The following is a 22,153-nucleotide window of genomic DNA, read 5'->3' as shown; positions in this document are numbered from 1 at the left end:
AATTATTGTATGCCACAAATTCATAATTTTATTTTTGATATTGATGGAACATTAATCAATACTATCGATATGTATATGCCTGCGATGTTTGAAATTTTGGCAAAGCATGGTTATACATATACACCTGAGCAACACGACAAAATTTTTAAAGAGGGTTTTGGAATCACTGGTGATGATGCATTGCGAATGGGTAATGTCAGTGAAAACGACATCCGCCCTATTCAAGAAGAATGGTTTAAGCTAGCTTATACTCGTCAAAACCGTGTCTCTGTTTTTCCAGGCATTAAGGAAATGTTGGATGACCTTTCTAAACGAGCCGATGCGCACCTCGCAATCGCTACTTCAAAGTTAGCGTATGAATATGCCAACTTTAAACACCGTTACTTCTTTGCAGACCTTTTTAAGACTGTCATTACTTCAGAAGATACTGATAAGCACAAGCCAAATCCAGACCCGATCCTTGCCGCTGTTGACAAAATGGGAGCAGACAAACCTACTACTGTTTATATTGGTGACACGATTAATGATCTGAAAGCAGCCCATGCAGCAGGTGTTAAATTTGCTGCTGCAGTATATGGATCTGCTAACCCAACTGCCATCCAAGATGGAGCAGATTTCATTCTGAAAACACCAACAGACTTAGAAAAGTATTAATTGAACTAAAAAAGCCTTCCTAGCCGGTCCTCGGTTTGGAAGGTTTCTTTTACTGCCAAATTATTCTGCATTAACTAACTTATACTCGTTATCAGTAGAGTCAAAATCAAACTCGTACCGTTGTTGGTTAGTTTCTACATAGATCTTATCATAAGTTGGTTTAAAGCCATGCTTTGTTAATTTAACGGTAACTTTCCCGTCTTCTGCCACTTCAATGTAGTAGTCATTGTATTCACCTTGTTGATACTTAAAGTCTTGACCATTGTCTTGATAGTGCAGGTATGAACCACATTCACCATATAGTTTGAATGTCATTAACTTTTCTTGTTCATCACTGACATGCATTACTTTATTCCCCCATGGGAGAATCGTATTCTTTTTAATGAACAATGGTAACTTTTCAATTGGTGCATCTGCCATAATATATTGCCGACCAGCGTATTCTGCATGATTCCAAAAGTCAACCCACTCACCTGCTGGTAAGTAGACTAACCGCTTGGTAGAACCTTGATCAACAATTGGTGCAACCAAGATATTGGTGCCAATCATATACTCATCATTCAAATTACGGGTTTCATGATCATCAGGATAGTTTAATACTAGTGGGCGCATTACTGGTAATCCTGACTCAGTTTCGTGGCGGAATTGATCATAGAGATACGGAATAAAACGATAACGAAGGTTAAGGTATTTCCGGTAAATATCTAGCGTTTGTTTATCAAATGCCCACGGTTCCTGATACCGCGATCCTAAAATGGAATGATTCCGGAACAATGGTACTAATAGTGAGGCCTCAATCCACCGGGTCAGCAACTCTGGCGTAGTATCTTCTTGGAATCCCCCAATGTCCGTTCCAGCAAAGGCAAATCCACTTAAGCCTAACCCATTTAACTGTGGAATTGCTAGTTGTAGGTGAGACCAAACAGCTGTATTATCACCAGTCCATACTGTGGAGTACTTTTGAGTACCTGAATAAGCAGCCCGGGTAATGATGTATGGACGTTTGCCTGTGGCCCGTTTCATTCCTTCGTATGTTGCTTGCGCCTGCAAATGACCAAAGACGTTATGCATTTTGGCATGGGTACTAATATTCACACCGTCGTGAAATACCAAGTCATCAGGTAATTGACCCTTAGCACGGAAGTTTGCCGGTTCATCCATGTCATTCCAGACACCACATGCTCCCATATCAGCAAAAAATTTCACATGCTTAGCCCACCATTTTCTAACATCGGGGTTACCGAAATCTGGGAAGACAGAGTCACCAGGCCAGACTGAACCAATATAAACCGTTCCATCAGGATTAGTTACAAAATACCCTTTTTCAATTCCTTCTTTGTAGATGTCATACTGATCATCCACTTTGACACCGGCATCCAAAATTGGCATTAAACGAATTCCCCGTTTACGCATCTTACTTACGAATGCCTTGGGGTTATTGTATTTAGTAGTGTCCCATGTAAAGTCACGGTATCCGTACATGTAATCAATATCCAGGTGAATGACATCAATTGGTAAATCATGTTCAGCAAAACCATCGGCAATACTTTCAACTCGCTGATCACTGGTGCTGTATCCCCATCGTGATTGTTGATAACCCAACATCCATTTTTGTGGTAATGGAACTACTCCAGTTAAGTAGGTGTAGTTTGAAACAACATCCTTTAGAGTATGACCACCCAAGATGTAGTAATCAACATTACCACCCACTGCTGAGTAATAGTAGTAATTTTCACTTTCTTTACCTAGGTCAAAATGACTTTTATAGGTGTCATCAAAGAATAAACCGTATGGATGACCATTTTTTAATCCGTACATAACTGGAATGGATTTGTATAAGTGCGTTTCAGATTCATTGTGCAAAACAGGAACGTCACTGTTCCAATTATCATATTCATAACCACGTTTGTTGAGAAATCCTGTTTTCCCACCTAGACCATAAAAGACTTCATCCTTAGCTAAGGATTTAATTATTTCAAAGTTCACATTGTCCGGATTCTCTTTAGCATGAACCGCATGTCCTTCTGACATCACAGTTTTCCGGTGTTCATCATCCATATCTGTTGGCAATGGTTTGCGTTGGCCTCGATAATCGAGAACGAGTGGATGATTTTCAGCATCATAGACATCAATTTTAGCGTCATCAAACGCTTTGATAATTAAATCACTAGTCCGAATTTCAACATGATCCCCCTGATTTTCAACTGTGTAGTTAGTTTGACGCTGCTTATCCCCCTCAATGGCATAGGAGTTAGTTGGACAACCATGATCTTGAAAAACTTGAACAATTTCACTAGTTAAGATCTTAAGAATAATGCTTTTGCTGTTTTCATAATTTAGTGTAATAGTTTGATCTTCGTCTTGATATCCTGTTAATTGATTACTCATCATAATGAATCTCCCTTTCAGTGAACCTGAAGTTGAATGTAATCCGTTTACAGTGAATACTGTATCACTTTACGTAAACGTTTACAATAGCTAAATATCAATAATGCAAACGCTTGCTAGTGCTGGAAATTAGTTTATAATGTAAGTAATGAAAATTTTCTGAAGGGAGGGAATATCGATGAAGGCTACGATCAAAGACGTCGCTAAAGCTGCCCACGTTTCTACCGCAACGGTTTCACGAGTGCTATCCAACAAAAAGGGCACCTACCGTGAAGATACAGCCAAAGTCGTCCGCAAAGTATCGGATGAACTCGGGTACCATCGTAATATTTCAGCAGCTGAATTAGCTTCCAATGAAGTTAAAACTATTGCTATTATCATCAACAATACCAAGACAAATTTCTGGCAAAAAGTTCTGGATGGCATTCAAGCAGCCATTAAAGAAAATCACCGTAATTCCATTATTTTTTATGCTGGCAATAATGATGAAGCAATGCTTACGGAAGCCATTAATTCTGCGCTAGCACGATCAGTTTCAGGAATTTTGTTAATTGCCGCCAAGGCTAATCACCAGCAATTGCAGTTATTAAATCGTTCTGGTCTGCCCTATCGGTTTGTTTCAATCTATGGCAGCGATGATCACGAAACCAAGTTTATTAGTTCCAATAATATTAAAATTGGTGAATTAGCTACCCAATATCTAATTAACCATGGACATACGCGGATCGGATTGATTGGAATTGATAAATCTAATACTGGTAAACAAAGATTATTAGGCTACGAAAAAGTAATGACAAAAGCAAATCAAGTCGTAGAGCCCGGTTGGATTCAGTATGGAAATTACAGTTTTGAATGTGGTGAAAAGCTTTTTAAACGAGTGCGTAACTTAGGACTCACAGCAGTGATTGCTGCCAGTGATATGACAGCTGCTGGAATTCTCAAAGCAGCTCACCAATATGGTTATCAGATACCACAGGACCTTTCTATCATCAGCATTGATGGTACATTCATCTGTAACATTACGGCTCCGCAACTCACCAGTATTTCACAGGAATTTGAAAAAATGGGAAGAATAAGTGTTGAAAACTTAATTCAGGGTGCGAAGTCTCAATTTATTCCAGTAAATGTTAGAGAACGAGAAAGCGTTCAAAATATTGATTAACATGTTCTAAATTGTGGTAGAATGGACTCTGTATTTTAAGGAGAGGTCATTCTTATGAAAACCATATTCAAGAAACTAATCATTAGCTTTACAGTTGCTTTTGTTGCCTGTGTTAGTTTAGCAGGAATGGTAAATACTGCTCACGCTGCCAATATTGATTACCGGAAGCCGTCAGAGAATAAACCATACCCAGATGTCCAGAAAAATCCAAATATGTGGATTCACGTCAATTTAAAGAAACAGCGTGTTTACTTAATGAGCGATCACAACAAGACACTGTACACTATGTACTGCTCATCCGGAGCAAATAATGCCACTCCTACTGGCACCTACCATATCGAGGACCTTCGTGGTGATACCTTCTATAATCAATCCGAAAAGGCCGGCGCTAACTATTATGTTGCCTGGAAAGGATCTGATTTCCTATTTCACTCAGTTCCAATCAATGATAAGGGCCAATATGATAAGAAACAAGCTGCGGAATTAGGCAAAAAGCCCCTTTCCCACGGTTGCATCCGCCTTTCAGTTCCTGATGCTAAATGGATGTATCAAAACATTCCAACAGGAACAAAGGTTGTTGTTACCAAAGATTAACTAAAAAAGCATCAGCTAACGCTGGTGCCTTTTTTAGTTAAGTAAGTATTAATAGTACCCCTTTAATCAGTAACTGGTGCTACAATCTATAAACAAAATCTTCAAAGGAATTAAAATTATGAAAGTAATTCGTAACTTCTTTATAATACTTATCATTTGTGTAGTTGCCATAATTGGTGGTCGAATGACCTATCATCATCACCTAGAAAGTTCTTCACCAGTTAGCGCTCAGCAACCCAGCAATAATCAATGGCAACATTCTTCAGAAAATCGTCCTTATCCAAACGTTAATCAATACCCGCGCCTTTGGATTTTAGTTTCCAAAAAAAACAACGGGTATATTTAATCAATCACGGTAAAGTTTTATACACAATGTACGCCTCAACAGGAACGGGGAAAAACAATACCCCAACTGGAACGTATCATATTCAAGCTAAACGGGGATTATCGTTTTTTAATGCCAAAAGTGGCGAAGGAGCTCGCTATTGGGTATCTTGGAAAAATCATGGTGAATACCTTTTTCATTCTGTTCCTGTTAATCGTCAAGGACAATATCTCATTAACGAAGCTCATAATCTCGGTAAAACGGCTAACTCACATGGTTGTGTCCGTCTCTCCGTTCCGGATGCTAAGTGGATGTATCAGAATATTAAGCAAGGCACCAAAGTAGTAATTACCAATCATTAATCATACTTAACGATTCAGAACAATCACTTTGCCTAATGAGTTGTGGCTTGCTAAATATCGATGAGCCTCAGGCACTTCAGATAATGAATATATTTTCTCTGGTTTTACTTGGACATCATATTGTTCAACATATCGCAACAAATCATCTATTTTTTGCTGGTTAACGTTTCCTGAATAGAAACTGGTCAAGTAACCATTCGCCGCAATATCCATAATGGGATCAAAGTGTTCTAAATACCACTGGTTGCCTAATTGTCCGGTACTGCAAACGATTCCACCCTCATGAACATGTTGGAAGGTATCCTGTATCGTTGCCGGCCCAATTAATTCCAACACTCTATCGAATTCTTCGGTAGACTGTAATTTACCATCCTGGTCAAGAATGACTTCATCATAACCAGACTGGATTAATAACTGCTTTTTATCATAACTCCGGGTTGTGCCGGCAATATGAATTTGCGGATCCTTGGCTTTGACGAGGTTGACAAATGCTGTACCAACACCACTGGTGCCTCCACGTACCAGCACTTTGTTTCCTGATTGAATACGTAAGTTTAACAATGATCCATAGGCAGTGTAATAAGTTTCTGGCAACGTCGCTAATGTCGCCCAATCTAAGTTACTCGTAACTGGGTAAATTTGTTCATTTGGTAATAGAACGTACTCAGCATATGATCCATCAAATTGACGCCCCATTTCACCCATAATTGAAATCACTTTCTGTCCAACTGGTAATCGGGCATCATCCGTTGTCTGTGTAATAATTCCTACACATTCAATTCCTAAAATCCTTGGAAATTGTACATCCGGGGACAATCCTTTTCTGGTAAAAATTTCCGAGTGGTTAATCCCAAACCCTTTAACTTGGACTAATGACCACCCAGGTTTTACTTGTGGTGTGGGAACGTCAGTATATTGTAGTTTTTCAGGTCCCCCTGCTTCACTGATAACAATTGCTTTCATCTGCTCATCTCCCTACTTATGAAGTAAATGATGTTGAACAAGGTAGCGGTGCGCAACCTTTGCTGCGCTTTCTTTTTTAACTGTTACGTCGTAGTTCATTTGCTGCATTTCTTCCGTCGTCACTTTTCCAGAGAGTTTGTTTAATGCCTTCACCACTTTAGGATTATGCTTTGCAAATGATTCTTTCATTAATGGTGCTCCTTGATATGGTGGGAAGAAATGCCGATCGTCCTTTAACATTTTTAAATGGTATTGTGGAATCTGTGGATCCGTTGTATAGCCATCTACAACATTAACTCGATTATTGGCAATTGCCTTATAACGAATGGTTGGCTCCATTGTTTTAACGTTTTTAAAGTCATAACCGTACGGACCCTTTAACCCAGGGTAACCATCATGCAGTTGATAGAAGTCAGGGTCAAAGCCAGCGGTAATCTCGTTGTTGTAGCTTGCTAATTGACTCATCTTTGTTAAGTGATGTTCCTTAGCAAATTGAGAACTGACCACTAGTGCATAACCGTTTTGATATTGCATCGGTTTTAAGTAACGCATTTGATAACGCTGCTCTAATTCTCGCTTTGCAAGGCGGTAGGTCTTTTGAGGATCGGAACCTGTTTTTTGATTAGTCTTAATAATTTGTTGGTTAACCGTTCCCGTAAATTCTGGATAGATATCAATCTGATTGCTTTGCAACGCTTTAAAAAGAAAAGTAGTCCCACCAAAATTTGGCTTTAAGGTTACTTCAGCTCGGGGATCTTCTTGTTGAATCAGGTCTTTATACATGTGAATTAAAATATCTGGTTCACTCCCCATTTTCCCGGCAATAACAACTTTTGTAGGAGCTGGACGGATTGCTTGATAACCTTTGTATCCGCCAAAACCACATATTAGGATTAATATTGCAACTAAGCCAATCCGCATTCGGTGAGTATTGGTACTAATGAATTTTAATAACCAGCTGAAGAAAAATGCTAAGATGGCTGATAAAATCGCCCCAATAATAACGTACGTATTATTGTTGGATTGGATTCCGGTTAATATAAATGTTCCTAATCCACCGCCCCCAATTAAGGCTGCTAAAGTGGCGGTTCCAATAATCATAACAAGTGAAATCCGGATACCAGAGAGAATCATGGGCATGGCAAGTGGCAATTCAAGACGTTGGAGTTTTTTCCATTTGGTTAACCCAAATGCAGTGGCGGCTTCTTCTAAATTAGGCGCAATCTCGGTCAATCCAGCGTAAGTGTTTTGGAACATTGGCATAATCGCATACAGTACTAAGGCAATGACAGCTGGCACTGTTCCAATTCCGACGATTGGAATTAATAGTCCCAGAATCGCCAAGCTAGGAATCGTTTGAATAATTCCTGCCACCTGCAGACAAGCTTCTGCAATTTTGTGATGATCTTTCAGTAAAATCGCTAATGGGATTGCAATTAACATGGCAATCAACAACGAGAGCAGAGAAATGCTAATATGCTGTTCTGTGGCTTTGATAATCGCTCCTTGCTGGCTCTGTAAGGTATGTAAAATCGAGTTATACACGTTCTTGCTCCCTCCTAATCAGATAGTTCCAAAGATTGCTTTGATGGATTACATATTGGTTTTGATCGGTTTGTACGATAAAGGTTGGATTATCATGATCACGGCAATATGACAGCAAGTCTGCAAATTGACGGCATTTTACAACGGGTAAATCGGTCTGTTTAATAGCTATCTTCTCACCCAAGCCATTATCTAAAATATCAGTTAAACTAAAATGAAAATTATGTCCATGGAAAAATTCTTTTACAAATTCAGTTGCTGGACGGTTAATAATCTCCTGTGGCATGCCAACCTGCTGTAAGATTCCATCCTTTAGGACAGCAATCTTTGTACCGAGTCGTAAAGCTTCTTGCATATCATGAGTTACAAATATAATGGTGGTATGAGTCTGCTTTTGCAATCTTAAAACTAAGTCTTGAAGCTGATGACGGACTACTGGATCCAGTGCACTAAATGGTTCATCCATCAAGATTACTTCTGGCTTGGCAGCTAAAGCTCGAATTATACCAACCCGTTGCTGCTCACCACCAGAAAGTTCATTCGGCATCCGACGTGCATATATTTGGGGATCCATTTCGACAGCCCGTAGCAATTCTTGGGCCCGATGATGCCGCTGCTCCTTATCTACTCCTTGTTGTTCTAGTTGAATCGCAATATTGTCTTGAATGTTGAGGTTCGGAAACAGACTGCTTTCTTGAAGGACATACCCAGTCTTCAAGCGAAGTTGTTGAAGATCATAGTCCTTAATCTTTTTGCCCTGGTAGTAAACATCACCATCTGTCGGGACAGTTAAACGGTTAAACATTTTCAATAAAGTGGTTTTCCCGCTACCACTAGGACCAACCAAAACAAATAAATCCCCACGATTAATTTCAAAAGAAACATCTTTGAGGACCGGGATATCTGTATATGTTTTGGCAACATGATCATATTTAATCATTGTTATCCTCCCTGTCGTAATTAATTAAGTTACGTCAAGAATATTATTATCCCTTTACTTTGTCAAATGTTTTTTATTTATGTAATTTGATTAGTTACAATAAGCATTATATAATTAATGCATATTCATACTAAAGCAATTATAAAAAGGAGGATAAAATTGAAAATCTCTACAAGATTCAGTGATGCAATTCATATCTTGGCTTTCTTGAATATCTATCAAGATACCAAATTATCAAGCGAAAACATCGCTGCTAGTGTAATGACATCTCCAGTTGTAGTTCGCAGAATCATGGGTGCCCTCCAAAAAGCATCATTGATTAGCACTACTCATGGATCGCCAAATCCTCATTTAGCCAAGGATCCAAGTGAAATTTCTCTACTCGATGTTTACTACGCTGTAGAAGGTCATAAACAGCTTTTTAGTGTCGATCCTAAAACTAATCCTCAGTGTATCGTTGGTGGTAATATTCAAAAGGTCTTAGGTAGGTATTATCAGGAAACTCAAAACGCCGCAATGGGCCGGTTAGCACGGATCACGCTAGATGACGTCATTAACGATATCCTAGTTGAACAGTCAAAAAAGGAGGATAAATAATGAAATATTTAATTACTGGTGCAAGTGGTCACTTAGGACAAAAAGTGGTTACTCATTTAAGAAAATATGTCGATGAAACAGAAGTCCGAGTTGGCATTCATAATATGAAGAAGGCATCTTTATTTGAAAACACTGGTTTGGAAATTAGTCATTTAGACTACTTTGATTCATCAACAATCGATCAAAGTTTTCAAAATGTTGATGTCTTAGTATATATTCCAAGCATTACTTATGATTTAACTAGACGTGTCCAAGAATTTGAAAATGTTCTTACTGGTGCTCAAAGAAATCACATTGAAAACTTTATTTTTGTTAGTTTCTTTGCCGACCAGGTTAACAATACTTTTCAAATGTCACCATTCTACGCGTACGTTCCTCGGCGGTTAGCTGGTAGTGGTTTGGCGTATGCTTACGTTCGAAACACAATCTATGCAGATCCACTGATTCCTTACCTACCTGAATTAATTGAACGGGGACATGTCATTTATCCAGTTGGTGATCAACCACTCAGTTTCATCAGTCATGATGACAGCGCAGAAGCGATTGCCCGCTTAGCTACTGAACCAGCATTACGCGGGCATGGGCAAAGTTATTTATTATCTATGCCCCAAAACTACAATATGGTTGAATTGGCTCAATTGATGACTGAAGTGACTGGCCACAGTATTTCCTATCGTCCTGTAACTGTAGAACAATTTGGTAGAATCTATCAAAATGACGGTGGTGCTGAACTAGCATCAATGTATGAAGCTGGTCAACGTGGTTTAATGAAGGAAACCAGTAATGATTTTCACAGGTTAACTGGTATGACGCCTACTGATATGGCTAAATTCTTGCATGACCACTATGGTAAAGAAAAAATAATCTATTAAAAGCTTAAAGGGGACAAAAAAAGAAGTCGCTAGCGACTTCTTTTTTTGTTCCCTATTCTTTTTTGCCAAATAATGCGGCCAATTTATCAGCTACTGCTGGATCAATATTATCTGCCAACGTATCTTGCTGGGCTTTAGCCTCTTGTTGTGAACTGTGGATGGCCTCTTTAACATGATCGATAACGGCCTGTTCACCCACTTGAATCATGTTGATATCAATTCGTCCTCCTGCAGCTTCTGCATGGCCACCGCCATGAAAGTATTTTTCAGCAAATTGAGCAACATCTAACTTACCGTTGCTTCGCAATGAGACACTCTTTGGACTAATTACCATGGCAGCCTCAGCATCCGGATGCTCTTGCAATAATTGATGTGCAATCTCTGATTTATAATCATCCGCATATACAAATCCCCAGCGATGTCCATCCAGTTCATCAATCAGAACGTCCTTTAAATGATGGTGAAGATAATGCGTACGGCGATCATTTAAAGTTTGAATTAACAACTGATTTGCTTGGCGATATTTTTCCCAACCATCATGTAAGACTTTTTGAATAAATTGAGCAGAATAATCAATTGGATAGAACCAAAACAACTGATCTAATTCATCAGCTCCCGTTTTAATCTCTGAAGCCAACGTCGGATCATTTTGCCAGTCCCACGTATCATAAGCACGAATTAATTCGACCACAACCCCTAATTGAGATTGATACTCAGCACTTAGTTTGCTAAACCGTGGTTGGTTTTTGAGCCAATGCCATACCAAACTAGTGGCACTCTGCTCTTGATCACTATTTACTGTAACAGCATTTGCCGAATATTTTTGCCGAGCATCAGCTTCAGTTTCATGATGATCAAAAATCAGCCAATGATTAGCAAAATGCTGGTTTAATTCATTAAAAGTGTGTTCACTATCTGGAGTCATATCCATAATGTAAAGATCAGAATAAGCACCTAAATCAGTGTGTGTGAACCAATAGTCTAGTTCTTCATCAATTTTACCAGCCCCAATGTTTGTAATATCAAAGTCCACTTCTGGGAACATCACTGACTGGACCTCTTTTAATATAAAAGGTGCTCCAAACCCGTCTAAATCATTATGGGAAAAAATTTTAATTCGCTGGTTAGTCATTTCAATTCGTCCTTATCATTTTCCTTTATTATACAAAAAGTCCAGGACAACAACCAGCCGTCTTGAACTTCCATTTTAAACTTGTTAATCAGCTTTAGCAGCCACACCTTCATGAATTTGACGAACCAGCAAAGCACCGATAATTAATGAAATTCCGGCGATCAGCATCATTGTTGGTTGGTTCTTTCCAGTGAGTGGAAAAATGATGAAGCTAAGCAGTGATGCAGCAATTTGTGGTAAACAAATTCCAATATTAAATAGTCCCATATAAGCACCTTCATTTTCACCGTTGAGTGATGAAGTCAACAGAGTAAATGGAATGGTGTGAATGGTAAAGTATGAAATACCAAAGAGAATAAATGCAACAATCGTTAATGCTTGGTTTTGTGCAAATGATACTAAGATTAAACCTAAGCCACCAAGTGTGAGCCCTAATGTGTACCATTTCTTCCGATCATTAGCTTTTGACTTGGAGTATAAGAATCCCCAACAAATCCCGGCAACGCTTAGGATGGCTGTTAATACACCATACCAGTTTCCGGCAGCCTGGAAACCAGCGCTCGTTGGGTTGGTAGTTCCCCAAACGTTCTTAGCCAGCGTTCCAGTAGAATATGTCCAGACATACATTACACCAACCCAACTAAAGAATTGAACTAAACAAATTTCATAGAAGGCCTTAGGTGCGGTCCGTAACAAATACCATAGTGAAACAGCCTTCTTATTAGCCGCTGGATCAATTCCATGGTATTTAGCATATGTTGCTGGATCATATTCTTTAACGTTAAAGACAGTCCACATACTAGTAATTAATAAGACTGCCGCAGCCACAATGTATGCCCAAATAACAGTATTTGGTACAACACCCTTCTTAGCTGTATTGTGCATTCCAAAAGCAGTAAAGATAAATGGTAAGAGTGAAGCTAAGATCCCACCAGTGTTGAAGAAGATTTGTTGCCAGGACCATGCAAAGTTCTTTTGCTTATTGTTGACCATATCACCAACAATCATCCGGAATGGTTGCATACAAATGTTATTAAACAAATCCATGAAGCATACCGCACAGGCAGCAAAAACCATTGCGGCCATTGATCCATATCCAAAACCAAATGAACCTGAAAATGGTAGCATCAATAAAACTAATGCAGCAATTGGTGCACCAAATAGTAAGTAAGGCATCCGCCGACCAAAACGGTTCCATGTCCGATCAGAATATTTACCAATCAGTGGTTGAACAACCATTCCCATTAATGGTGGAAAAATGAAGAAGAAACCTAAACTATTAGGGTTTGCACCGATTGACTGGAATATCCGGCTCATTTGAGAACTTTGTAACGAAAAGCCCATGTTAATACCGAGAAAGCCAAAGGTGATTGCAAAAATTACCCGCTTGGATAAATCTGGTAAACCTGCATCTAGGTCTACCCGTGCTTTTTTAACAGGTTGTTCCAGATGGGTTTGATTCCCCTTGTGTGTCATATCCATGATTACACTCCCTTAAACAAAACTGGAAACTATGTTTTTCAAAAAATAATAATTGCAAATGATGAAAAATTAACTTCTTTAGACAACTTGCTTCTGTAAACGTTTACATTAACTACAATTCTCATCTTAGCACCTTTTTACCAATTTGCAACCATTTTTGCGTAAACGTTTACATTTTTCTGCTAATTTATATAATGCAATCAAAAAAGCAGGTGTACCCCGCCACTCACGTGACCTTACATCTGCTCTTTTAAACTCAATTTTTCAACGTTTAATACTTTATCAAACCAACCATTCGTAAAGCTAGCTTCGTGGCTGACCAATATTAAATTCCCCGGAAACTGTTGTAGAGCTTTCTTAAGCCCTTCCTTGGTCTCATCATCAAGGTGGTTTGTTGGTTCATCCATAATTAAAAAGTTGCTTGGCGTTAATTCAAGAATCGCCAACTTAACTTTGGTTTGTTCCCCACCAGATAATAAGTGAAGCGGCTTTTGAGTATTGGCAGCGTTAATTCCTGCTCGCGCTAATCGTTGTCGAATCGTTTTCGGCATCATAGTAGGAAACAGGTTTTGAATTGTCTGTAATGGGGTTAGACTCGGATCATCCCATTCCAAATCCTGATCAAAGTAATTAACAATTGCTGACGGTGAAAACTCTGCATTTCCTGATAATGCAGGAATCTTACCTAGTATCGACTTGATCAATGTTGATTTACCAACACCATTAAATCCCGTAAACAGTAATTTTTCACCCATCGTTACTGAAAAAGTAACTGGTTTGAGAAGTGGATGACCATACCCAACAGATAGTTCATTCACGCGTAATGCATTAGCAGATCCCGTATTTTCATATGGAAATTTAAAAGCTGCTTTTAAATTATCTGTAGGGGGATCGATGCGCTCCATTCGTGCCAGCATCTTTTCACGTGACTTAGCCAAATTTGATTTAGACCCAGCCTTATTTTTACGGATAAATCGTTCCGCCTTCTCAATTTCCTCTTGCTGCTTTTCATATTCCCGCTGTTGCGTTTCTTTGCGTTCTTTCTTTTGACGCATCGCCTGTTTGAAACTGCCACGGTACTTGGTGATTTTACCAAAAGCAACATCGACAATACTATTAGTAACCCGCTCTAAAAAGTCATAATCATGGGAAATAATCATTGCTGCCCCATCGAAGCTGTTTAAATAATCAATCAACCATTCAATATGAGCAGTATCTAGATAGTTGGTCGGTTCATCAAGTAGGATGACGTCCGGTTTTTCCAAAAGCATTTTGGCCAAAATAATTTTAGACCGTTGTCCACCACTCATTTCAGAAACAACATGGTCTTTACCAATTTCATTTAAACCTAATCCAGACATCACCCGCTCGATTTCAGTCTCAATATCGTAAAAATGATTTGCATCTAGTTTTTCCTGCAATCGTCCTGCTTTAGTAAGAAGATCGTCTTCCATCTTACTAGCATAATCAGCATATAACCGATTCATTTGTTCATTAATGCGATATAGATCTGCAAAAGCTGTATGGAGAAACTCAATCAATGTCATTCCATGTGGGATATCAACATATTGATCTAAGTAACCAATTTTGGTGTTTTTCTGCCACTTAATCTGCCCGTCAACGGGAAGCTCTTTACCGATTAGGATTTTAATCAGAGTAGATTTACCAGCACCATTTTGGCCAACCACTCCCATGTGTTCGCCTCTTTCTAGTTGGAAACTGGCGTCCTCGTATAATTTTTTATCAGCAAAACTCATTGTTAATCCTGAGACATCAAGAATTGCCATCTTATTTCACGTCCTATTATTTTTTCAAATACTTTTAATCATACCAATTTATGTTAAAGAAAACAACATATTTTTAAGATAAGTGCTAAGATATATGTTAGAACATTTAGCAATCTATAAATAGGAGGGAACTACGGTGTGTATGTTAATTATTAACGGCAGTCCACTAAAAAATGGTGCTGTTCATGCAATTACTAATCGATTTAGTGATGGTGCGCAAGATGCCGGTCAGCAAGTTATTCAATTTGACGCTGGCTTGGATCCGCTCCCGATGTTATCAGTAGACAGTAATAATCAATTTCAAATCGACAACGCACGCCTTAATCAGCTAAAAAGCGACATGGTTAAAGCGAACACAATCGTTTTTTCGACTCCATTATACCTATTTGGGATGTCAGCTCAAATGAAAACAGTGATTGACTACATGCAATTCTGGACTAAAGAATTGCATCAAGAAAAAACTGCGGTTTTAATAGCGGTTGCCGATACTGATAATTTTGACAATGTTAAATCTGAATTTAAAGAAATTTTTGATGACCTGGGTTGGCGCTTTGGAGGACAAGTGCTCGCTGGGAAAGTTACCGGCCCTGATCATTTACGTTTCTATCCAGAAGTGGCATACGAACTAGGAAATTCTTTTTAAAATGTTGACAAGCATGAACTAATCTTTTATTATAATGACAATTAAATTAAAAAATGATTAGAAAAGATGAGTAATCTCTTATTTCTCGTCCAGAGAGTCACTTAATTGCTGCAAAGTGATCCTGAAATAGTTGATGAAGATGGTCTTTAGTAAATCTAGTTAATGAGCTTCTGCAAATTAACTACGGTATGGCAACCGTTATTCAATGCCTCACTTTACTGAGTAATTGGTGAAGTGGCTGAGGGTGTCTTCTGCAGATACTAAATTAGGGTGGTAACACGTGATCAACGTCCCTAGGAATAAAATTTTATTCCTAGGGACGTTTTTTCTTTTCTAATTAAAGGAGGATTTTCTTATGAAAAAACGTCATTCCGGATTAATTGCTTTAGTTGTTATTGTGATCATTGTTATCGGCGGATTAGTAGGCTTTATTCATCAGCGAACGACCCAGCAAAACAAAGTTGTTCGCCTTGGATTAGTCGGAACCGATTCACAGCCGGTCTGGAATAATGTCCGTCAGCGTTTAAAAAAGCAAGGCATTACTATTAAATACGTTACTTTTAATGATTACGTTCAACCCGACGTGGCACTGAAGGAAGGAAAGATTGATATGCATTCTTGCCTGACCCGTTACTACTTTGACTCATATAACAAACGTGAACACGCCCACTTAACTTCTATTGGGAATACCGTGATTTCGCCATTAGGTGTTTATTCTAAAAAATATCAAAATATTAAAGACCTCCCTGACGGCGTAACCGTTGCAATTCCAAACGAGCCAACTACTTTGGGTCGTGGACTAAATGTACTCCAATCTGCTGGACTGATTAAGGTCAAGAAAAGTTCTGGAATCAAGCCTTCACTCAATGATATTACCAGTAATCCAAAGAATCTAAAATTTAAGGAAGTTGATCCAGCCACTGCCGCCCGCGCTTTAAATTCTGTTGATGCTTCAATCATTAATGGAAATTATGCTGAAGCAGCCAATCTGAATCCTAAAAAGGATGCAATCTATTTAGAACCTGTTAATCAAAAAGCAAAGCCATACGTTAACATTATTGCGGTTCAAGCCAAAAATAAAGATAACAAAACATACAAGAAAGTTGTTGAAGCATACCAAACTGAAGCTACTAAAAAAGCCATTGAAAAAACTTATCATGGTTCAGAAGTAGCTGCATGGCCAATTTTTGGTAAAAATTAAAGGAGGAATGGATAATGAAATACGAAACAGCAATCTTTGCCGGCGGTTGTTTTTGGTGCATGGTGGAACCTTTTGACACCTATCCTGGAATTATCAAAGTGGAATCAGGTTATACTGGCGGTCATGTAGCTAATCCAACCTATGAACAAGTTAAAAGCGGAACTACCGGACATACGGAGGCCGTCAGAATTACCTTTGACCCTAATAAAATTTCCTACCAGAAATTAGTTGAAATTTACTGGCACCAAACAGATCCCACCGATGCTAGCGGTCAATTTCAAGATCGCGGTGATAACTACCGTCCTGTAATCTTTGTTAAGAATGCTCAGCAACGTGTCATTGCCGAAAAATCAAAACAAAATTTACAAGCAAGTGGCCTTTTTGATCAACCAATTGTGACTCAAATCGAAGACGCTCAACCGTTTTATTTAGCTGAAGATTACCATCAAGACTTCTACAAGAAGAATCCTGAAAGGTACGCACTCCAAGAAGCTGGCGGACGAGAGCAATTCAAAAAGGCACATTGGCATGATTAGTTTTTAAATTAAATTTAGGCCCACCGTTTCGCAATGTTAAACGGTGAGCCTCTTTTTTGCTTATCCTATTTTTGCTGATTTAAAATATCTTGAACTGCATGCCAAGCCAATGTTGCACATTTAATCCGCGCTGGAAATTCAGCGACAGTCCCCATTACCGCTGCGTCTCGTAAGCCTTGCTTCAGCTCATCAGAAATTGGTTTACCCATACAAAGATTCAGGAAACCTTGGATTAATTTCTGTGCATCATCCGCACTTTTACCATCCAAAGTATCAGTCATCATACTGGCTGATGCTTGTGAAATCGTACAACCACTTCCGTTAAAACACAGGTCATTTAAATAACCATCTTTGATTTGCAAAGAAACGTTAATGGTGTCTCCACATGTTGGATTATGAAGTGTTACTTGATGCCCATTTGTGGGCAAATTTGCTTCATAATGGTGGGGCGATTTAGCATGCTCTAATACCAACGTTTTATATAAGAAACTTAAGTTAGCCAAGCCCATTACTGAAAAACTCCTTTACTGCTACAAGTGATTGAATAAACTGATCACATTCTTCTTTAGTATTATAAAAAGCAAGACTTGCCCGTGCAGTTGCTGTTACCCCCAATGTATGCATTAATGGTTGGGCGCAATGATGGCCCGCCCGTACTGCAACACCTTCTAAATCTAATCCGGTAGCGACGTCATGGGGATGAAGTCCATCCAAGTTAAAAGCAAACACTCCAGTATGATGATCTTGTGGTCCATATAATGTTAAATGATCTATTTTTTGCAGATGCGGTAATAAATAATTTGCCAAACTTTGTTCGCGCTTTTCAATATTTTTAATTCCAACTTTATTCAGATAGTCAATAGCAGCTCCCAGGCCTACTGCACCACTAATGTTGGGAGTTCCCGCTTCAAAACCAAGTGGCGACTTCTTAAAAGTTGTTCGTTGCCGTGTAACATCCTCAATCATTTCTCCACCAAATTGGACTGGATGCATGATATTTAATAAGTCTTGTTTGCCATATAAAACACCAATCCCCGTAGGACCCAGCATTTTATGACCAGAGAACGCAACAAAATCAGCGTCCCAATCTTGTACGTCAACTACATGATGGCCAACATATTGAGCAGCATCCACTACTACCCATGCATGTGCATGATGAGCCAATTGAACAATTTGCTTAATTGGATTGATAGTTCCAAGAACATTAGAAGCAGCGGTCACCGCCACGATTTTTGTTTTTGGAGTAATTTGCTCTGTTGCACTATTTAAATCAAGTTCCTGATGATTATCAAGTTCAATATATTTTAATTTAGCACCTGTCCGTGCTGCTAATTCCTGCCAAGGCACTAAATTACTATGATGTTCCATAATCGAAATAACAATTTCATCACCCGGTTGTAAGATATTGTCTCCTAATCCTCGTGCAATGTCATTTAAGCTTTCAGTGGTTGACCTGGTAAAAATGATTTCGTTCGAACTGGCCGCATGAATAAAATCAGCGACTTGTTGACGAACCCGTTCATAATGCTCCGTGGCACGTTCTGCCAATGTATGAACTCCCCGATGAACATTAGCATTTTCTTTTAAATAATATTGGCAAATGGTATTTAATACGGGTAACGGAGTTTGTGAGGTTGCCGCATTATCAAAATAAACCAGCTTTTCGCCATTAACTTGTTGATTGAGAATTGGAAAGTCTGCACGAACTTGTTTGATGTCAATCACAATTACTCCTCCTTTTTTCTACTTACTAAATTATAGTCCATGGTTCCTGATCTACAATCATGAATTTAAGATTCTAGTAGATATTACTTAACATCAAGAAAAGCGTGATTATAGTCGTTTACGATTACAATCACGCTTTTTAATGTTAAATACTAAATTATTGCTTATGATGGTTTTTCTTGTAACTCCATACTGTTCCAATAATAAAGCAAAGCACCACAATAATGATATAAATCCAAATCAAAATGTTTTCCCCCAATTAAAAAGAGGCTTGGAAACCCCTGTTTTCAAACCTCTTTATTATATCATTTTACTGAACAATTAGTGTTCTTGAACTTGGTCTGGGTGAGCCATTTCCCAACGGTGTTCGCTGAAGAAGTAGATAGCAATCAAAGCGAAGCAGATTGCAGGAACAACGAAGGAAAGTTGCATTGAACCAGAAAGGTCAGATACACGACCCATGATAAGTGGAACTAATGAACCACCGATTAAGGACATAACCATGAAGGCACCACCAGTTTCGGTGTACTTCTTTTCGTGAACTTGGTCCAAACCGTGAGCATAGATAGTTGGCCAGAATGGTCCGAAGAAGAAGTCACTCATTACGGCACCCCAGATAGCTGCAGTACCATGGTAAGTAAATGCGAATACTAAGCTTAATGTACCAAGAATACCGTACCAAGTCATAACCTTAGTGATTGAGAAGCGGTGCATCAACCAGGTAGCAGGAAGCTTACCAACGAAGAATGCAGCATAACCAATCATCATGTAGTTAGTTGCGGCGTGGTCTGTAATACCAGGAATAATCCGAAGAGCAAAACGAATTGTGAAGGACCATACACAAGTCTGCATACCAGCGTAAAGGAATTGTGCACCAACAGCCTTCATGAAGCGCTTGTTGTGAACTAAGTAGCTGACAGATTCACCAGTTGATGGCTTCTTTTCTTCAACACCATTAGCGTCCTTCTTAGGAGCAGCCTTTGAGTATGGCATGTGAGTAACGGCGATTAAGATGAAGAGTACGATCAAAGCACAGAGGATGTACTTGTATGGCTTCAAAGTTAATTGCAAAACTTCTTTGTTGTAAGCTAACTTTTGAGCGGCATTCATACCCTTAACTTCGTCTTCCATGTTACCGTGGCCGGCGAAAACTAAGTACTTACCTAAAACAATACCAGTAATGTTACCAATTGGAATCAAAAGTTGAGAAATGTTGATTCGTAAGTTAGCAGTACTCTTAGGACCCATCATTGTGGAGTAAGTATCACATGAAGTTTCCAAGAAACTTAAACCAATGGCGATAACGAACACGGCTGCTAAGAACATTCCATAAGTAGCCATGTGAGAAGCTGGGAAGAACATTGCACATCCGATGATGAAGAATGTCAAACCAGTTAAGATCGCTGTCTTATAAGTATTCTTACGAATAATTGATGCGGCTGGTAAAGCAATTAAGAAGTAACCACCGTAGAAAGCAAATTGAACAAGTGCAGTAGCCGTATCGTTTAAAGTAAAGACAGTCTTAAATTGAGTAATTAAAATATCGTTTAGCGCAGCGGCCATTGCCCAAAATGGGAAGACCAATGTAACTAAAATGTATTGCCAGATAGGCGTTTTACTAAGGTAACCATCGGGAAATTGTACCCATGATTGCTTTTTTGTGTTATCCATTTCCTTACCTCTTTCTTAGTTCTAGAATGTAACTCCAGATTCAAGGATGATGTTGGAGTATGGAGTCATTTCACCAGTCCGAATGAACGCATGGGTTTTAGCTAAGTTCTTCTTCAAGTCTGAGTGAGGCATGAATTCAATTTCAACATCAGGCAATGCCTTTTTAATGTTTTCCAATTGTTCAGGGTTTTGGTCCTTAATTTCATCAGCTAAGTAGATCTTTTGAACCTTCATTTCCTTCAAAACATTTTTGAGGACATCCATGAAACTAGGTAATTCTTTATCAACGCAAAGGTCAATCTTCTTAGTTCCCATTGGTACTGGCATTCCTGCATCACCAATTGAGAGCCAATCCATGTGACCCATGCCTGCAACTACAGAAGCAACTTCTGAATTTAAAATTCCAGTTTTTTTCATTTTAAAATACCCCTTTCATTAATTATTACTTTTCAGCTAGTGCTGCTTTAACTTCATCATAAGTTGGAATAGAAGGCGCAGCACCCATCTTTTGAACGGTCAAACTTGATGCCCGTTGAGCATATACCAATGCATCTGCGATGTTACTCAAATCTGTCTTTAGTTGAGAAGCCAAAGCACCGATGAAAGTATCACCTGCAGCGGTAGTATCCACTGGCTTAACTTTAAATGCTGGTACTAAACCATGATCATTTGGTGTTGAGTAGAAAACACCCTTAGATCCAAGAGTGATTAATAAATTATCAACACCCTTGTTCTTAAAGTATTCCGCTGTCTTGATCATTGAATCTTCATCAGTAATTTCAATCCCAGTTAATAAAGCACTTTCGGTTTCGTTAGGAGCAATGACATCAGTGTACTTTAATAATTCTGGATCAATTTCTTTAGCTGGTGCTGGATTCAAAATAGTGGTAACACCGTTGGCCTTAGCACGCTTGAAAGCTTCTGCTGAAACCTTTTGTGGTGTTTCAAATTGAGTAATGATGAAGTCAATATCTTTGAATAATTCATCTGTACCCTTTAAAACATCAGTCGTCATGGATTGGTTTGCTCCACCATATACCATAATGTCATTTTGACCATTGGCATCCAAAGTGATCATTGCGGTACCAGTACCATGCATCTTGTCAATTCCAACAAAGCGAGTATCAATACCATCTTCTTGCATAGATTCCCGCATGAATTGACCTTCTTGGTCTGCACCAACCATTCCAATGTGATACGTTTTAGCACCGGATCGAGCGCAAGCTACTGATTGGTTAGCACCCTTACCACCAGGTGCTGATGACTTATCGTTAGCTTGAAGTGTTTCACCAGGTTCTGGGAAACGATCCATGTGGTAAGTCGTATCAACATTAATACTACCTAGAACGGCAATTTTGTTTGACATTCTGTAATCCTCCTTGTTCAGTAAAATCACGTAAATCGTTTTACATTTTGTTGACGATCATAATTTAACATATCAAGAAATCGTTTGCAAGCCTTTTCCATCAACAGGTTTAACGTTTTAACAATGAAAACGCCATGAAAACGTATACGCTCGGGATTTCACAGATCTAAAAATTTTTAGAAAAAATTTATTTCAACAGTTTAAACGA

20 protein-coding genes and 1 pseudogene are annotated in these 22,153 nt (G+C 38.8%); 9 read left to right on the top strand and 12 right to left on the bottom strand.

The features are described from left to right. Nucleotides 1-9: 9 nt before the first annotated feature. Nucleotides 10-654, top strand: coding sequence for an HAD family hydrolase (locus tag H5975_RS00620; RefSeq protein ID WP_204784455.1), 645 nt, complete (start codon nt 10-12; stop codon nt 652-654). Between the two features lie 60 nt (nt 655-714). Here H5975_RS00620 and H5975_RS00615 read toward each other — a convergent pair whose 3' ends face one another. Next, entirely contained in the window at nt 715-3,042 is a 2,328-nt protein-coding gene (locus H5975_RS00615; RefSeq protein WP_204784463.1) for a glycoside hydrolase family 31 protein, read from the bottom strand. 178 nt (nt 3,043-3,220) lie between these two features. Here H5975_RS00615 and H5975_RS00610 point away from each other — a divergent pair, with 178 nt between their 5' ends. The 3 genes and pseudogenes from H5975_RS00610 (at nt 3,221) to H5975_RS00600 (ending at nt 5,485) form a co-directional block, all read left to right on the top strand. Beyond that, nucleotides 3,221-4,204 carry a LacI family DNA-binding transcriptional regulator gene (locus tag H5975_RS00610; RefSeq protein ID WP_204784454.1) on the top strand — a complete coding sequence of 328 codons (984 nt, stop codon included), beginning with the start codon at nt 3,221-3,223 and terminating at the stop codon, nt 4,202-4,204. 54 nt (nt 4,205-4,258) lie between these two features. Next, nucleotides 4,259-4,798, top strand: a complete 540-nt coding sequence (locus tag H5975_RS00605) for a L,D-transpeptidase (protein WP_204784453.1) — start codon at nt 4,259-4,261, stop codon at nt 4,796-4,798. A 118-nt stretch (nt 4,799-4,916) separates the two neighbouring features. Then, nucleotides 4,917-5,485, top strand: a pseudogene (locus H5975_RS00600) (L,D-transpeptidase). Between the two features lie 6 nt (nt 5,486-5,491). Here H5975_RS00600 and H5975_RS00595 read toward each other — a convergent pair. Genes H5975_RS00595 through H5975_RS00585 form a run of 3 tightly spaced genes read right to left on the bottom strand, consistent with a single transcriptional unit; the run spans nt 5,492 to nt 8,933 of the window. Then, nucleotides 5,492-6,448: a zinc-binding alcohol dehydrogenase family protein gene (locus H5975_RS00595; RefSeq protein WP_204784452.1), complete on the bottom strand. Its 957-nt coding sequence runs from the start codon at nt 6,446-6,448 to the stop codon at nt 5,492-5,494. Between the two features lie 12 nt (nt 6,449-6,460). Then, nucleotides 6,461-7,993, bottom strand: a complete 1,533-nt coding sequence (locus H5975_RS00590; RefSeq protein WP_428832672.1) for an ABC transporter permease/substrate-binding protein — start codon at nt 7,991-7,993, stop codon at nt 6,461-6,463. Then, nucleotides 7,986-8,933, bottom strand: a complete 948-nt coding sequence (locus H5975_RS00585) for an ABC transporter ATP-binding protein (RefSeq protein ID WP_204784451.1) — start codon at nt 8,931-8,933, stop codon at nt 7,986-7,988. Before H5975_RS00585 ends, H5975_RS00590 begins: the two co-directional genes overlap by 8 nt. A gap of 159 nt (nt 8,934-9,092) precedes the next feature. On the opposite strand from H5975_RS00585, the gene H5975_RS00580 reads away from it, so the two are divergent. Further along, nucleotides 9,093-9,530: an Rrf2 family transcriptional regulator gene (locus H5975_RS00580; protein ID WP_178660932.1), complete on the top strand. Its 438-nt coding sequence runs from the start codon at nt 9,093-9,095 to the stop codon at nt 9,528-9,530. After that, the gene (locus H5975_RS00575; protein ID WP_204784450.1) at nt 9,530-10,402 is read left to right on the top strand and encodes an SDR family oxidoreductase; all 873 of its coding nucleotides are present in this window, start codon (nt 9,530-9,532) and stop codon (nt 10,400-10,402) included. Before H5975_RS00580 ends, H5975_RS00575 begins: the two co-directional genes overlap by 1 nt. Nucleotides 10,403-10,454: 52 nt before the next feature. Here the strand turns inward: H5975_RS00575 and H5975_RS00570 are convergent, their stop codons facing one another. The 3 genes from H5975_RS00570 to H5975_RS00560 form a co-directional block, all read right to left on the bottom strand. Then, complete coding sequence (locus H5975_RS00570) at nt 10,455-11,534, bottom strand: DHHA1 domain-containing protein (protein WP_204784449.1); 1,080 nt, start codon at nt 11,532-11,534, stop codon at nt 10,455-10,457. An 84-nt stretch (nt 11,535-11,618) separates the two neighbouring features. Next, entirely contained in the window at nt 11,619-13,010 is a 1,392-nt protein-coding gene (locus H5975_RS00565) for an SLC45 family MFS transporter (protein ID WP_204784461.1), read from the bottom strand. A 242-nt stretch (nt 13,011-13,252) separates the two neighbouring features. Further along, nucleotides 13,253-14,803: an ABC-F family ATP-binding cassette domain-containing protein gene (locus H5975_RS00560; RefSeq protein ID WP_204784448.1), complete on the bottom strand. Its 1,551-nt coding sequence runs from the start codon at nt 14,801-14,803 to the stop codon at nt 13,253-13,255. A gap of 142 nt (nt 14,804-14,945) precedes the next feature. Between H5975_RS00560 and H5975_RS00555 the strand changes: the two genes are divergently transcribed. The 3 genes from H5975_RS00555 to msrA all read left to right on the top strand — a co-directional run bounded on the left by H5975_RS00555 (nt 14,946) and on the right by msrA (nt 17,183). Then, entirely contained in the window at nt 14,946-15,446 is a 501-nt protein-coding gene (locus H5975_RS00555) for a flavodoxin family protein (RefSeq protein ID WP_239459505.1), read from the top strand. 355 nt (nt 15,447-15,801) lie between these two features. Continuing rightward, nucleotides 15,802-16,647: a MetQ/NlpA family ABC transporter substrate-binding protein gene (locus tag H5975_RS00550; protein WP_204784447.1), complete on the top strand. Its 846-nt coding sequence runs from the start codon at nt 15,802-15,804 to the stop codon at nt 16,645-16,647. A gap of 14 nt (nt 16,648-16,661) precedes the next feature. After that, entirely contained in the window at nt 16,662-17,183 is a 522-nt protein-coding gene (gene msrA / locus H5975_RS00545; protein ID WP_204784446.1) for a peptide-methionine (S)-S-oxide reductase MsrA, read from the top strand. 65 nt (nt 17,184-17,248) lie between these two features. Here the strand turns inward: msrA and sufU are convergent, their stop codons facing one another. The 5 genes from sufU to rbsK all read right to left on the bottom strand — a co-directional run bounded on the left by sufU (nt 17,249) and on the right by rbsK (nt 21,945). Continuing rightward, nucleotides 17,249-17,692, bottom strand: coding sequence for a Fe-S cluster assembly sulfur transfer protein SufU (sufU, locus tag H5975_RS00540; RefSeq protein ID WP_204784445.1), 444 nt, complete (start codon nt 17,690-17,692; stop codon nt 17,249-17,251). Beyond that, entirely contained in the window at nt 17,679-18,908 is a 1,230-nt protein-coding gene (locus H5975_RS00535; RefSeq protein WP_304134173.1) for an aminotransferase class V-fold PLP-dependent enzyme, read from the bottom strand. The genes sufU and H5975_RS00535 overlap by 14 nt, the downstream gene beginning before the upstream one ends. A 321-nt stretch (nt 18,909-19,229) precedes the next feature. Then, entirely contained in the window at nt 19,230-20,579 is a 1,350-nt protein-coding gene (gene fucP / locus H5975_RS00530; protein ID WP_204784444.1) for an L-fucose:H+ symporter permease, read from the bottom strand. A 21-nt stretch (nt 20,580-20,600) separates the two neighbouring features. Further along, nucleotides 20,601-20,996 carry a D-ribose pyranase gene (rbsD, locus tag H5975_RS00525; RefSeq protein WP_204784443.1) on the bottom strand — a complete coding sequence of 132 codons (396 nt, stop codon included), beginning with the start codon at nt 20,994-20,996 and terminating at the stop codon, nt 20,601-20,603. A 25-nt stretch (nt 20,997-21,021) separates the two neighbouring features. Further along, entirely contained in the window at nt 21,022-21,945 is a 924-nt protein-coding gene (rbsK, locus tag H5975_RS00520; RefSeq protein WP_204784442.1) for a ribokinase, read from the bottom strand. Nucleotides 21,946-22,153: the final 208 nt, after the last annotated feature.

Origin of the sequence: Limosilactobacillus coleohominis, from assembly GCF_016901675.1 — a bacterium.
GTDB classification, from domain to species: domain Bacteria; phylum Bacillota; class Bacilli; order Lactobacillales; family Lactobacillaceae; genus Limosilactobacillus; species Limosilactobacillus intestinavium.
Note: the sequence above shows the minus strand (reverse complement) of the source record. Positions and strands in the feature narration are given on the sequence as shown.

Bases quoted from the DNA above. Each gene is read 5' to 3' on its own strand.
- H5975_RS00620 (WP_204784455.1), top strand. From the start codon at position 10: ATGCCACAAATTCATAATTTTATTTTTGATATTGATGGAACATTAATC.
- H5975_RS00615 (WP_204784463.1), bottom strand. From the start codon at position 3,042: ATGAGTAATCAATTAACAGGATATCAAGACGAAGATCAAACTATTACA.
- H5975_RS00610 (WP_204784454.1), top strand. From the start codon at position 3,221: ATGAAGGCTACGATCAAAGACGTCGCTAAAGCTGCCCACGTTTCTACC.
- H5975_RS00605 (WP_204784453.1), top strand. From the start codon at position 4,259: ATGAAAACCATATTCAAGAAACTAATCATTAGCTTTACAGTTGCTTTT.
- H5975_RS00595 (WP_204784452.1), bottom strand. From the start codon at position 6,448: ATGAAAGCAATTGTTATCAGTGAAGCAGGGGGACCTGAAAAACTACAA.
- H5975_RS00585 (WP_204784451.1), bottom strand. From the start codon at position 8,933: ATGATTAAATATGATCATGTTGCCAAAACATATACAGATATCCCGGTC.
- H5975_RS00575 (WP_204784450.1), top strand. From the start codon at position 9,530: ATGAAATATTTAATTACTGGTGCAAGTGGTCACTTAGGACAAAAAGTG.
- H5975_RS00570 (WP_204784449.1), bottom strand. From the start codon at position 11,534: ATGACTAACCAGCGAATTAAAATTTTTTCCCATAATGATTTAGACGGG.
- H5975_RS00565 (WP_204784461.1), bottom strand. From the start codon at position 13,010: ATGACACACAAGGGGAATCAAACCCATCTGGAACAACCTGTTAAAAAA.
- H5975_RS00560 (WP_204784448.1), bottom strand. From the start codon at position 14,803: ATGGCAATTCTTGATGTCTCAGGATTAACAATGAGTTTTGCTGATAAA.
- H5975_RS00555 (WP_239459505.1), top strand. From the start codon at position 14,946: ATGTTAATTATTAACGGCAGTCCACTAAAAAATGGTGCTGTTCATGCA.
- H5975_RS00550 (WP_204784447.1), top strand. From the start codon at position 15,802: ATGAAAAAACGTCATTCCGGATTAATTGCTTTAGTTGTTATTGTGATC.
- msrA (WP_204784446.1), top strand. From the start codon at position 16,662: ATGAAATACGAAACAGCAATCTTTGCCGGCGGTTGTTTTTGGTGCATG.
- sufU (WP_204784445.1), bottom strand. From the start codon at position 17,692: ATGGGCTTGGCTAACTTAAGTTTCTTATATAAAACGTTGGTATTAGAG.
- fucP (WP_204784444.1), bottom strand. From the start codon at position 20,579: ATGGATAACACAAAAAAGCAATCATGGGTACAATTTCCCGATGGTTAC.
- rbsD (WP_204784443.1), bottom strand. From the start codon at position 20,996: ATGAAAAAAACTGGAATTTTAAATTCAGAAGTTGCTTCTGTAGTTGCA.
- rbsK (WP_204784442.1), bottom strand. From the start codon at position 21,945: ATGTCAAACAAAATTGCCGTTCTAGGTAGTATTAATGTTGATACGACT.